This window comes from Paenochrobactrum pullorum, assembly GCF_041929845.1.
GTDB classification, from domain to species: Bacteria; Pseudomonadota; Alphaproteobacteria; order Rhizobiales; family Rhizobiaceae; genus Paenochrobactrum; species Paenochrobactrum pullorum.
On the sequence record NZ_JBHEEH010000009.1, the window covers coordinates 37,430 to 50,191 of the forward strand.

The 12,762-nt window shown below is 49.4% G+C and carries 12 protein-coding genes; 10 read left to right on the plus strand and 2 right to left on the minus strand.

The features are described 5' to 3' along the window. Positions 1–21 precede the first annotated feature (21 nt). The 5 genes from JNC77_RS12690 to JNC77_RS12710 are packed head-to-tail and all read left to right on the plus strand — an operon-like array spanning position 22 to position 5,689. The gene (locus JNC77_RS12690) at positions 22–981 is read left to right on the plus strand and encodes an ABC transporter permease (RefSeq protein ID WP_374833061.1); all 960 of its coding nucleotides are present in this window, start codon (positions 22–24) and stop codon (positions 979–981) included. Continuing rightward, entirely contained in the window at positions 981–1,820 is an 840-nt protein-coding gene (locus JNC77_RS12695; RefSeq protein ID WP_374833063.1) for an ABC transporter permease, read from the plus strand. The genes JNC77_RS12690 and JNC77_RS12695 overlap by 1 nt, the downstream gene beginning before the upstream one ends. Beyond that, positions 1,817–3,565, plus strand: coding sequence for an ABC transporter ATP-binding protein (locus JNC77_RS12700; RefSeq protein ID WP_374833065.1), 1,749 nt, complete (start codon positions 1,817–1,819; stop codon positions 3,563–3,565). The genes JNC77_RS12695 and JNC77_RS12700 overlap by 4 nt, the downstream gene beginning before the upstream one ends. A 1-nt stretch (position 3,566) precedes the next feature. Continuing rightward, complete coding sequence (locus tag JNC77_RS12705; RefSeq protein WP_374833067.1) at positions 3,567–4,562, plus strand: serine hydrolase domain-containing protein; 996 nt, start codon at positions 3,567–3,569, stop codon at positions 4,560–4,562. An 11-nt stretch (positions 4,563–4,573) separates the two neighbouring features. Continuing rightward, positions 4,574–5,689 (plus strand): anhydro-N-acetylmuramic acid kinase, encoded by a 1,116-nt coding sequence (locus tag JNC77_RS12710; protein ID WP_374833069.1) that lies wholly within the window; start codon positions 4,574–4,576, stop codon positions 5,687–5,689. Between the two features lie 8 nt (positions 5,690–5,697). On the opposite strand, the gene JNC77_RS12715 is transcribed toward JNC77_RS12710, so the two are convergent. After that, positions 5,698–6,129, minus strand: a complete 432-nt coding sequence (locus JNC77_RS12715) for a GNAT family N-acetyltransferase (RefSeq protein ID WP_374833071.1) — start codon at positions 6,127–6,129, stop codon at positions 5,698–5,700. A 150-nt stretch (positions 6,130–6,279) separates the two neighbouring features. On the opposite strand from JNC77_RS12715, the gene nagA reads away from it, so the two are divergent. Both nagA and JNC77_RS12725 read left to right on the plus strand, forming a co-directional pair. Beyond that, positions 6,280–7,437, plus strand: a complete 1,158-nt coding sequence (gene nagA, locus JNC77_RS12720; RefSeq protein ID WP_374833073.1) for an N-acetylglucosamine-6-phosphate deacetylase — start codon at positions 6,280–6,282, stop codon at positions 7,435–7,437. A 167-nt stretch (positions 7,438–7,604) separates the two neighbouring features. Further along, positions 7,605–8,213 carry a biliverdin-producing heme oxygenase gene (locus JNC77_RS12725; RefSeq protein ID WP_374833075.1) on the plus strand — a complete coding sequence of 203 codons (609 nt, stop codon included), beginning with the start codon at positions 7,605–7,607 and terminating at the stop codon, positions 8,211–8,213. Between the two features lie 40 nt (positions 8,214–8,253). Here the strand turns inward: JNC77_RS12725 and JNC77_RS12730 are convergent, their stop codons facing one another. After that, positions 8,254–9,174 (minus strand): LysR family transcriptional regulator, encoded by a 921-nt coding sequence (locus JNC77_RS12730; protein WP_374833077.1) that lies wholly within the window; start codon positions 9,172–9,174, stop codon positions 8,254–8,256. Positions 9,175–9,319: 145 nt separating this feature from the next. Here JNC77_RS12730 and JNC77_RS12735 point away from each other — a divergent pair, with 145 nt between their 5' ends. The 3 genes from JNC77_RS12735 to JNC77_RS12745 all read left to right on the plus strand — a co-directional run bounded on the left by JNC77_RS12735 (position 9,320) and on the right by JNC77_RS12745 (position 12,761). Further along, positions 9,320–10,852 carry an ABC transporter substrate-binding protein gene (locus JNC77_RS12735; RefSeq protein WP_374833079.1) on the plus strand — a complete coding sequence of 511 codons (1,533 nt, stop codon included), beginning with the start codon at positions 9,320–9,322 and terminating at the stop codon, positions 10,850–10,852. A 92-nt stretch (positions 10,853–10,944) separates the two neighbouring features. Continuing rightward, positions 10,945–11,862, plus strand: a complete 918-nt coding sequence (locus JNC77_RS12740; protein WP_374833081.1) for an ABC transporter permease — start codon at positions 10,945–10,947, stop codon at positions 11,860–11,862. Between the two features lie 2 nt (positions 11,863–11,864). Further along, positions 11,865–12,761, plus strand: a complete 897-nt coding sequence (locus JNC77_RS12745) for an ABC transporter permease (protein ID WP_374833083.1) — start codon at positions 11,865–11,867, stop codon at positions 12,759–12,761. Position 12,762 lies beyond the last annotated feature (1 nt).

The following is a 12,762-nucleotide window of genomic DNA, read 5'->3' on the forward strand; positions in this document are numbered from 1 at the left end:
CCATTGATAAGGTCTGCCACTATGAGTTACCTGACGCGGCGGCTAGTGACATTTCCATTGGTCATGGTCGGAGTCTCTATTCTGGTTTTTGTCTCCATCCGCATGGTGCCGGGGGATTCAATCACTGCGATGCTGGGTACAGAAGCAGGGCTTCTGACGCCGCAGCAACGTCAGGCATTGGCAGAATATTTCGGCATTGACCGTAGCTGGCTGGCGCAATACTGGCATTGGCTGACCGGCGTATTGCAAGGCAATATGGGAATATCGGTTACTTATGGTAAGCCTGTTCTTGATGTCATTTTGGAGCGCTTTCCGCTGACGCTGCAATTGGCGCTGATGTCGATGATCATTGCTTTGGCGTTTGGCTTGCCTGCCGGTGTTTATGCGGCAACCCACAATGAGCGCCCATCTGATTTGATTGTACGTATTGTTGCGATGATTGGTCAGTCCACTCCAAGTTTTGTACTTGGTCTTTTGGTAATTTATGTATTGTCTGCGGGCTTCGGTGTTTTGCCGACAATGGGTGAATTTGTGCCGATCTGGGTTGATCCGATATCCAATCTTGGTCAGCTGATTTTTCCGTCTTTGACCCTTGGTTTTGCATTTGCGGCGGCAGTCACGCGCATTTCACGATCTGCTATGCTTGATGTTTTGGGCGATGATTATGTGCGTACAGCACGCAGTAAAGGTGTACCTGCGCGCAAAGTGATCTGGCGCCACGCACTTCCCAACGCGCTGATACCGGTGGTGACATTGTGTGGTGTGGAATTTGGCTATCTTTTGGGTGGCGCAGTGCTTGTCGAGCAGATTTATGCGCTTCCGGGGCTTGGCCGCATGGTTCTTGAAGCTATTTTGCAGCGTGATTATGCGATGGTGCAAGGTGCAGTTTTGTTTATCGCTTTCAATTTCATGATTGTTAATTTGCTTGTTGATCTTGCCTATGTGGCACTCGATCCGCGTATCCGGATGGAGGAACGCTGATGCAACTTCTTCGTTCGATCTTTTCCCATCCGAGCGGACGCATCGGTGGGATTATTATCCTCGTCTATTTGATCGTCGCCGTGATGGGCTATGTCGGATTGACCCCGTATGATCCGTTGCTGCAAAATCGTCTTGCCCGTTTGCAAGCGCCGAATAGTGCTTATTGGATGGGCACTGATCTGTTTGGTCGTGACGTGATGAGCCGTTTGATGACCGGTATCACGCAATCCTTTATGGTAGGCTTTGCGGCTGTCGCTATTGCTGCTTTTGCAGGAACGGTGCTGGGTTTGACCGCCGCATGGTTTGGCCGTTGGTGGGATGGCTCTGTTATGCGTTTGATGGATGTGCTGTTGGCATTTCCCGCGATTTTGCTTGCACTTCTGATCATCACCGTGGTGGGACCGGGTGTCGGCACCAGCATTGCAGCCATTGCGATTGTCTATACGCCGATTTTTACCCGTGTTGTGCGTGGCCCTGCATTGTCACTGCGCTCGCGTGATTTTGTCGATGCCGCGCGCACATTTGGCAGTAGTCGTTTTTACATCTTAACGCGCCATTTGCTGCTTAATCTGGTGGCGCCTTTGACCGTACAGATCACACTGGCATTGGCTTGGTCATTGCTGACAGAGGCCGGTTTGAGTTTCCTCGGCCTTGGTACACAGCCTCCGGCCTCATCACTTGGCCTGATGCTCGCCGATGCGCGAAACCTGATGGAAAGCGCTCCATGGCTGCTGATCTTCCCTGCTCTTGCCATTATGATTGGCATTCTCGGTTTCAACCTGCTCGGTGATGCGCTGCGCGATATTCTCGATCCAAAGACGCGGAGGACTGCATCGTGAGTGCTCTTCTTTCTGTTAAAGACCTGCGCGTCGGTTTCGGGCGTGATCCAAAAGCCAATGAGATTGTCCGCGGTGTCAGCTTTGATTTGAACGCCGGTGAAACAATGGCGATTGTCGGCGAAAGTGGTTCGGGTAAATCCGTGACCTCGCTTTCGGTCAACCGTCTGGTAGATTTTGGCGGCGGCAGCATCATTGGTGGCTCGATGCTTTTCCAGCGTGCTGACGGCTTGATCATTGATCTGGCAACGGCACAGGAAAAAGAACTGACGACAATCCGCGGTGCGGAAATCGGCATGATTTTTCAAGAGCCGATGACCTCGCTTAATCCGGTTTTGAGCATCGGGACGCAGATTGAGGAATCCTTCCGTCTCCATCGTGGTTTGACGGGTAAACAGGCTCATGCGGCTGCAAAAGACGCGCTTGATCGGGTACGTATTCCGGATGCGGCGCGTCGTTTGAAATATAGCCCTAACCAGTTTTCCGGCGGTATGTTGCAGCGTGTGATGATTGCTATCGCGCTGGCTTGTAACCCGCGCTTGCTGATTGCTGATGAGCCGACAACAGCACTTGATGTAACTGTGCAGGCACAGATCATGGCCTTGTTGAGTGAATTGAAGCGCGAAACCAATATGGGGATGATTTTCATCACTCATGATATTGGTCTTGTGGCTGGAATTGCCGATAAAGTTATGGTGATGCAGTCCGGTCAGGTGGTTGAGCAGGGCGCGATCTCTGACGTACTGGATCGTCCGCAACATGCCTATACGCAGCATCTTTTGCAGGCTGTACCGCATTTTGAAAACGGTGCTGCCGTACGCCACGATTATCATCGTCCGCAAGAAGACACAGAAAAGCCAGCCCTTAAAGTGGAAGACCTGACGGTTCGTTTCTCGGTCAAGTCCGGTCTTTTTTCACGCACAACCGGCAATGTACACGCGGTGGATGGCGTCGATTTTGACCTGATGCCGGGTGAAACACTGGCCATTGTTGGTGAAAGTGGATCGGGTAAATCCACCACTGCACGTGCCATTTTGGGGCTTGTCAAAGCAACGCGCGGTACATTTGAAACCAATGTGGTGAAAACAGCGCATGGCAATGCTGATGAGCCAGTGCAAATGGTATTTCAGAACCCTTATGCTTCGCTCAATCCGCGTCTGCGTGTTGATGAAATTCTGGCTGAACCGGTTATTGCCGCGGGCGGCAGCCGCACACCAGAAGTGAAGGCCAAGATGATCGCGTTGCTAAAGCGCGTTGGATTGCCGGAAGATAGTTTGCTGCGTTATCCGCACCAGTTCTCCGGTGGGCAACGTCAGCGTTTGTGTATTGCGCGCGCGTTGATGCTCAACCCATCCGTGCTGGTGCTTGATGAAGCCGTTTCTGCGCTTGATGTGTCCGTACAGGCAAAAGTGCTTGAACTACTTGTCGATTTGCAAAAAGAATATGGCCTTGCTTATCTTTTTGTCTCGCATGATATGGCTGTTGTGGAACGTATCGCACATCGCATTGCGGTTGTTTATGCTGGTCAGATTGTTGAAATCGGTGATGCGTCTTCTGTGCTTTCCAAGCCGCAACATTCTTATACCAAGCGTTTGATTTCGGCCGTGCCGAGTATTACCAAGCGCAACGAGCATTTTACGCTGGATTCACGTCAGGTGCCGTCATTGGTGCGCCCGTTAGGCTATGAACCGCCAGCGGCTCATTGGCTGAATTACGGTGTTGATCATAAGGCGAGAGCTGAGGCATAAGATGAGCAAAATTTTTGCCCAAGCATTTGGTGTTGTTGAAGAAGCGGTTGCTGCCGGCCGGATTCCAGGTGCCGTTTTAGGTCTGGTTGAAGCTGATGGCAGGCGCAAAATTCAAGCCATCGGGCGGGCGCAAATTGAGCCGTCAGAACGCGCCATGCATGAAGATACATGGTTTGATCTGGCATCACTCACCAAAGTGCTTTTCACCACGCCGCATATTCTGGAACTTGCAGAACAAGGCGTCATTGATCTTGATGCGCCTCTGATAAGCCATTTGCCGGATTTGCGCCAATATAATGCCAATGCATGGGAGCGGAAGGTAACATTCCGCCAATGTTTGGGGCATCAGACACCCTTTCCGGCGGTCGAACCCATTTATACTTATGGTCGTGATGCGGATTTACTGCGCACTTTCATCATGCAGCGCGAATGGAAGGCCGGTGCGCCGGTTTATTCCGACATCAATTTCATTTTGTTGGGCTTCGTGCTGGAGCGTCTTGCACGCAAAACTATCCGTGAAATGGAAGCGGGTGCTGGTTTTGCTTGGAGTGCGGATGCTAATCAAGCGGCTGCTACCGAAGATTGCACTTGGCGCCACCGTGTGCTTTGCGGCGAAGTACATGATGACAATTGCTCCGCCTTGCAAGGAGCAGGACATGCGGGTCTGTTTGGCACTGCGGCATCCGTTCTCGATTTCGGCGAAGGCTTGCTGAATGGCAGCGGCGCCAGCAAACAGGTGATTGACTGGATGCGGACACCTTTATCATCAAGCCGTACGCATGGCTTTGAACGGGCGCATCAAGGCTGGTCTGGTGGCTCTGCCTGTTCGGCAGAAACAATCGGCCATACCGGTTTTACCGGCACTGGTTTATGGATTGATTTTGAAAAAAATCGGGCATGGACATTGCTCACCAATCGTATTCATCCTACCCGTCATTTTGACAGTCAAATTGTGTCGCTGCGCATTGCTGTCGGCGATCTTATCTCTCAAGGCTAGGAGTTTAAGCCATGCAACCTGTATGGGCCGTTGGTCTGATGACCGGAACTGTTCTTGATGGCAATGTGGATGTGGCGCTTTTAAAAACCGATGGCGAGACCGTCACCGAGTTTGGTGCCTATGCGCTCAAACCTTATCCGCAGGAAATCCGTGATCTGTTGGAAGAAACCTTGGCGCAGGCACTGAAATGGAGTTTTGACGGGCCGGAGCCGGAAATTTTTAAAACGGCTGAAGAAGCATTGACCAGAGCACAATCCGCAGCCGTGCGTGAACTGGTCAATGAAAGCGGCCTGACGATGGCTGATATCGGCGTGGTTGGTTTTCACGGCCAAACAGTGCTGCATCGCGCCCCAACTAAAGATCGTTTGGGCGACACCCGCCAGCTTGGCGATGGTGTTTTGATGAGTGAGTTGCTCGGCACTAAAGTTGTTTATGATTTCCGCAGTGCCGATATGCGTGCAGGTGGGCAGGGTGCGCCGCTTTCAGCCGTTTATCATGCGGCATTGCTGAAATCTGCCGATGCCAGCGGTGACACAGCTGTGCTTAATTTGGGGGGCGTTGCCAATGTAACTTGGTGGGATGGTGCAGATGCAGTTGTGGCCTTTGATACCGGCCCTGCCAATGCACCGCTGAATGATTTTATCAAAGCTCACACCGGCGCTGATATGGATCGTGATGGCGCATTGGGGCTTGCAGGCACTGTTGATGAGACACGTCTGGCCAAATTGCTGGAACACAAATATCTGACCGCCCCATATCCAAAATCACTGGATCGTTTTGACTTTGGCGCAAAGATGGCTGAAGGTTTGGAATTGAAAGATGGTGCTGCCACGCTTACCGCTTTCACTGCAAGTGCTGTCGGTAAAGCGCTGGATTTATTGCCGCATCGCCCGAAGGGTCTGGCTGTCAGTGGCGGTGGTCGTCATAATCCGGCGATGATGAAGATGCTGGGTGAACGTGCAGGTGTTGAAGCGGTGCAAGCGGAAACATTTGGCTGGCGCGGTGATGCTGTGGAAGCAGAATGTTTTGCATTTCTGGCTGTGCGCGCATTACGTGGGCTGCCGATCAGCTATCCGGGCACAACCGGCGTGCCGGCACCTATGACCGGCGGCCGGTTGGCCGGTTAATCATCTGGTTAGCTGGCGTTCGCGAGACGTTTTTTAAGGAAACTGCGGGTGCGTCCGATTGGAAAATCGGGCAACTCGCCAAAGACCTGATAGCCCTGGCGCTCATACGCAATTTTGGCGACAGGGCTGAATGTATCAATCAGCGCACCATGGCAGTGACGTACCAGCGCTTCGTCTTCTGCAGCCTGCAACATTTTTCCAGCTATACGTTGGCCGCGCAAGGAGCTATCGACCCAAAGCCATTGAATATAAAGCCAGCCCCAAGCTGTATATCCGGAAATACCAGCCAGTATTTTGCCATTCTCATCACGCACGAAAACGGCAAGCGATTTACGATCTGAGGCGCCAACATCGGCATCGTTGAAGGCCGATAATTGTTGGCCCACAAAGGCAAGATCATCGGCAGAAGGTGTGGCGGTCACTTCAAATTCTGTGGTCATTCCGGTTGTCCGATAAGAATGAAAATGAGCTTAATGCTCAAGAGAATAGCGAGAGCATAGGCGGCTTTTATCGCCTTCTGTCAATTTGTATTTGAAGCGCTTACGCTTAAAATACAAGGGATGGCATAAAACAATGACGGAGACAGTCTGATGAATGCTTATAGTTTAAAAGGCGCACGAATTTTTGACGGCGAACGCTTGGCTAATCATAAGGCTGTCATTGTTCGCGATGGGCGCATTGAAGCCATTGTTGCTGAAAATGAGATTGATGAAAACCTGCCGCAAATTAATCTGGATGGCGGCATTTTAGCGCCGGGCTTTATTGATGCGCAGGTCAATGGCGGTGGTGGTATCATGCTCAATGATGCGCCAACCGCAGAAAATATGCGCATTATGGCTAAAGCGCATCGCCAATTCGGCACGACCAGCATGTTGCCTACATTGATCACCGACGTGCAGGAAAAATCTTTTAGAGCCATTGAAGCAGCCATCACACTTGCCAATGATGATGCAGGTATTGTGGGTTTGCATTTGGAAGGCCCGCATATTGCACCAGCCCGTAAGGGTGTGCATTTGCCGAAATTCATGCGCCCTCTCAGCGATGATGATGTGGCGGCAATGGTAGAAGCTGCAAACCATATTGATGCTTTGCTGGTCACGATGGCAGCAGAGCAGGTAAGCGTTACGCAGGTTGAAAAACTATCGGCCAATGGCGTGATCGTTTGCCTTGGCCATACGGATGCGACAGCCGAAGCTGCAACAAAGCTTTTTGATGCTGGCGCACGTGGTGTGACGCATTTGTTCAATGCGATGAGCCAGCTTGGCAGCCGTGCACCGGGTGTGGTTGGTGCAGCGCTTGACCATCCATCCGTTTGGGGTGGCATTATTCCGGACGGTCATCATATTGACCCGATGAGTTTGCGGGTGGCCATTCGTGCCAAACATGCCAATATGGGTGAGGGAAAATTGTTTTTCGTCACCGATGCTATGGGCTTGGTTGGCTCGGATAAAGACAGTTTTGATCTGCATGGTCGCATTGTGCGCCGCAGTGTTGGCGAAGGTTTACCAAAGCTGACCCTTGATGATGGCACCATTGCCGGCTCCGATCTTGATATGGCATCGGCTGTGCGATTTGGCGTCGAGAGGCTGGACTTGAGCCTTGCCACATCACTTGCCATGGCGACATCCTATCCGGCTCGTTTTTTAAGGCTTAATGATCGTGGCTATGTGCGGGCAGGTTTGCGCGCGGATTTGGTTCATCTTGATGACCAGCTTCAAGTGCGTCGTACTTGGATTGCCGGTGTTTAGTTTTGAATTATCAAGATGAAAACATGAGATAAACAGACGAACAAAAATCTTGTTGTGACTGAAATGGCATGTCTGCTTTAATGGTGATAAAATAAATCTAGTTTTTGCACGATGAGGATAGTATCAACTCTTATCCGAGTTGATTCTTAAATTTAGAAAGCCTTGTTATGAGTGAAGCCATTGCTCTTGAAACCGCAACAGATTTGCCGCGCTCCAAGCGTTTGAAGGCCGTAACAACCGGCACGCACGATACGCTGGATAAATCGATCATGGCGGGTGAACCATTTAAGGATCGCGAAAGATATTCACGCTTTTTGAAAGTTCAGCATCTGTTTCATCGCGATATTGACGCGCTTTATGACAATGAAAAACTTGATGCATTGTTGCCTGATCTCAAAGGTCGCCGTCGTTTTGGATTGATTGGCGAAGATTTGGCTGACTTGGAAGTTTCTGTTCCTGAAACATCTGATGCACCGGCTTTTGCAAATAGCAATGATGTAGATCTCCCGACTGCTTTGGGCTGGCTCTATGTTGCTGAAGGCTCCAATATGGGCGCGGCTTTCTTGCTTAAGGCTGCACAGAAGATTGAACTCTCTGAAGAATTTGGTGCCCGTCATTTGGCCGGCGCGCCTGAAGGTCGTGGCCTGCATTGGCGTACATTTACGCAAGCACTTGATGATATTGACTTAAGTGAAGATGAAGAAGGCAAGGTTGTTGCCGGTGCAGAAGCTGCGTTCAAGCGTGTTCATGAGCTGGTCAAGCAGATGTTCAGGTAATCATATTTATCTATAAAAATCAAGGCTGTGGCAGAGAGGTTCATCTCACTGCCACAGCCTTGATTTTAGAATAATCTTGCATGCAATCATCAATGCAGTCAATGAAAGCTGATATCCGGTTAGGTAGTTGACGCTCTGCCATTGTGATGGCAAGGATACTTCGGTCCATCCCTGCATTTTCACGAAACGGAATGGCGACGAGATAGCCGTCTTTAATCCATGTAATGCCGGTAATATGGGCACAGAATACAATAGCTCCGCCTAAACGCGCAAAGTGTATTAAACTGGCACTGTGCGGCGATGTCATAGCGACATTCAATCTTATGCCCTCGGCCGCACATCTGATGTCGATGATTTTCCTCAGTGAGGTCGAGATATCAGGAAGTGCAACACTATAGGGCTGGATGTCTTGTAATGTTACATATTCGTAGCTTGCCAATTTATGTTCCGGATGTACAAGCACGATGGTTTGCATGCTGAAGCGCTTGACAATATTGACGGGTGGAAGATTGGTAAGTGCAAATGTAATGCCGACATCAACCTGACCTTCACGTACCAGGCGGCCAACATCGGAAGGTGAGGCGACAAATGCCTCAAACTCTATGGCTGCATGCTGTTTCCTATAATTAAAAATAGCTTCCACTAACAAGGCATTGGCAATACCATCACTGACAGCAACCCTGATTTTACCGAAATAATCTTGTCGCAGATTGCTCAGATCACTGATGATTTCATCGGACTCAAGCAAAGCTCTACGGGTATAATCGGCTAATTTTTCACCTGCCGGTGTTAAGGTCATGCCTGATGAGCCGCGCTCGAAAAGCTGCAACTTCAGTTTGGCTTCAAGCGAGCTGATCTGGCGACTGATTGCAGAACTTGCAACATTTAATTGTTCTGAAGCACCATTCACTGAGCCAGTTTTGGCAACTTCTAAAAAATATTTCAGATTACTCGGCAGCATATGTCTCTCCCCCATATTGCCGTTTCAGCAATACAATATTCTCACAATTGATATTGCAGCAAGGGGCAAGCTGTCACATGATCAGTGCTATAAAAAACGGGAATTAAATTAATTATAAAAATAATATTTCTATTGGGAGGGAAAGATGAATTCAGGATTTTTAAAAGCTGGTGTTGCGGCAGCAACTCTCATTATTTCGATTGCAGCTTTAAGCGGTCCGGCTCTTGCCGGAAAAGCGGATAATACTGTACGCTTTGCTTATGATCAGGCGCCGGAAAGTCTTGATCCCTATTTTAATAATGTCCGCATTGGCGTGATTATCGGCCAGCATGTGTGGGATACTTTGGTCTATCGTGATCCTGATACCGGTGAGTATAAAGGCCAACTCGCTGAAAGCTGGAAGCAGATTGACGATAAAACAATTGAGTTCAAATTGCGTGAAGGCATCAAATTTCATAATGGTGAAGAGTTTGATGCTGACGACGTTATTTTCACGCTTAATTTTGTTTCAAAACCTGAAAATGGCGTGATCACCCAGCAAAATGTATCTTGGATTGATCATGCGGAGAAGGTTGATAAATATACCGTCCGCCTTGTGACCAAGGAAGTGTTCCCGGCGGCTATTGAATATCTTTCCGGCCCCGTCGTCATGCATCCGAATGAATATTATGCCGAGGCTGGCCCTAAGGGAATGAATGAAAAACCAGTGGGTACCGGTCCGTTTAAAGTGACCAGTTACGATATGGGTAAATCTGTTACACTGGAGAAAAACACTGATTATTTTGCCGATTCACCTAAAAAACAAGGCGTGATCGAAAAGGTTGATATCCGTTTTATCCCTGACCGCCAGACCCAAGCGGCGGAAGTACTTTCCGACGGTGTTGATTTTATCATGCATGTGCCGAAAGATCAGGCCGAGCAGATGGAGGCTGTGCCGCATCTCAAAGTAACATCCGGTGAAACGATGCGTATTGCTTTCATGCAGATGAATTCGCGTGAAACGACACCTAATAAAGAGTTGCAGGATATCCGTGTACGCAAGGCAATCAGCCATGCAATTGACCGTAAAACCATGACCGAACAGATAGTTGGCAAGGGTGCACGTGTGCTCAACACTTTCTGTTTCCCTTCACAATTTGGCTGCACAGATGAGGGTGCGGTTGTTTATGAATATGATCCGGAAAAATCGAAAGCACTTCTCGCCGAAGCTGGATTTGGTAAGGGGCTGAACTTGGAAATTGTAGCCTATCGTGAACGTGATCAGACAGAGGCTATGATCAATTATCTCAAAGCGGTCGGCATCAATGTCAATCTGCATTTCCTGCAATATGCAGCGATGCGTGAACTGGTGCGCGGTGATAAAGTTGGCCTTACCCATCAGACATGGGGCTCATTCTCGGTCAATGATGTGTCCGCTTCAACGCCGGTTTATATGGCTTTTGAGGGTGATGATATCGTCCGTGATCCGGAAGTGCGTGATCTGTTGAAAAAGGGTGACACCACCATTGATCCGGAAGAAAGAAAAGCTGTTTACAAGCAAGCTTTGAATTTAATTGCAGATAAAGCACTGGTTCTGCCGCTTTATTCCCTGCCGGTTTATTATGTGACGACGGCAGATTTGGAGTTCAAAGCCTATCCCGATGAAATGCCACGTTTCTGGGAAATGAGCTGGAATTAATTTCCGCTTTTACCGGCATTTCACATTTAACTCACTAACGCATAGAGCTTCCGCATCACTGCGGAAGTCTCTGTCAGCTTTATGAGGTCAGAATGGCGCTTTTTATTTTAAAGCGACTGGGACTGGCATTGCTTGTTGCATTGGCTGTATCCGCTATCGCTTTTATTCTGCTCCGTGTTTCAGGTGATCCCGCTATTGCTATTGCAGGCGAGGGCGCGCGTGATATTGATATCGAGGCGGCGCGTGTCCGTCATGGTCTCGACCAGCCGCTGCTTGTGCAATATTTCTTTTGGCTCGGGCAAATTTTGCAAGGTAATTTTGGTCAGTCTGTTTTTTATAAAACAGATGTTCTGCCGTTAATTACAGCGAAAATGCCGATTACCTTGAGCCTCGGCCTTTTTTCTATTGCCTTTGCCTTGCTTATTTCATTTCCGCTTGGCGTATTAGCTGCTGTTTATTCCAATACATGGGTTGACCGGTTGTGTCTCTCCATTGCCGTTGTTGGTCAGGCACTGCCCAACTTCTTCTTCGCACTGATTTTGGTAATGATTTTTTCAATTAATCTACGCTGGTTACCGGTTTCCGGCAGCGCCAGTTGGGTGAATTATATCATGCCAACAATTGCGCTTGGCTATTATGTAACGCCGGCTTTTATGCGGCTGATACGTGCGGGCATGATTGAAGTTCTGTCATCGGATTATATCCGGACAGCACGCGCCAAAGGGCTTTCATCGACTTCGGTGATTTTCAAACATGCATTACGCAATGCGGTGATGCCGGTGGTGGCTTTAACAGCCGTTCAACTCGGCTATCTACTTGGTGGCTCGGTGGTGATTGAAACCATCTTTGCCCTCGATGGCCTTGGATTCCTTGCGTATCAGGGCATTATTCATAAAGATTTTCCGGTCATCCAGTCTGTGGTAATGATCCTGTCGGTTGTCTATGTACTGCTCACTTTATTGTCGGATATCGCCAATGCATGGCTTAATCCACGATTGCGGGGGCAATAAATATGACAAATTCGACTTCAATGGCTTTGCCAACAACCACTGAAATCAGCGCCGGTGCTCGTTTACGTAAGCGTATCTTCGGACAAAGTTCGCTGTTACTTGGCGGCGGCGTTTTATTGCTGCTGATTTTAATCGCAATTTTTGCACCTCTATTGGCAACCCATGATCCTTATGTGCAGGACTTGACGCAGCGAAGCCTGCCGCCGGTCTGGTATCCTAAAGGCACATTCGAACACATCTTGGGCACAGATAATCTGGGGCGGGATTATTATTCGCGTCTGGTTTACGGCACGCGTATTTCGCTGCTGATCGGCCTGTCAGTGATGGTCATTTCAGGCATTATTGGTTCCGCACTTGGTCTTCTTGCTGGTTATTTTGGCGGGCGAACCGATCTCGTTGTCACTTTTATTGTTACAACCCGCCTAGCCATGCCGGTGATGCTGGTAGCGCTGGCAGTGGTCGCTTTGTTCGGTGGTTCATTACCGATTATTATTCTGGTTTTGGGTCTTTTGAAATGGGATCGATTTGCAGTGGTGATGCGTAGTGCAACACAACAAGCGCGCTCGATGGATTATGTCACCTCGGCACAGGCCATCGGTGCCAGCACGCCTCGTATCATTCTCGGAGAAATACTGCCCAATGTGTTGCCCCATCTGATCGTGGTGGCAACGCTGGAAGCGGCAAGTGCTATTTTGCTGGAGGCATCCTTGTCCTTCTTGGGGCTCGGGGTGCAGCCGCCGATACCTTCATGGGGGTTGATGATTTCAGAAGCCAAAAACTACATGTTTTTTGCTTTCTGGATGATTGCATTGCCCGGAACTTTACTTGGTATTCTGGTTCTGTCGATCAATCTGACCGGTGACGGTTTGCGAGACATCTTTGCACCGGAGGAGCGCTGAT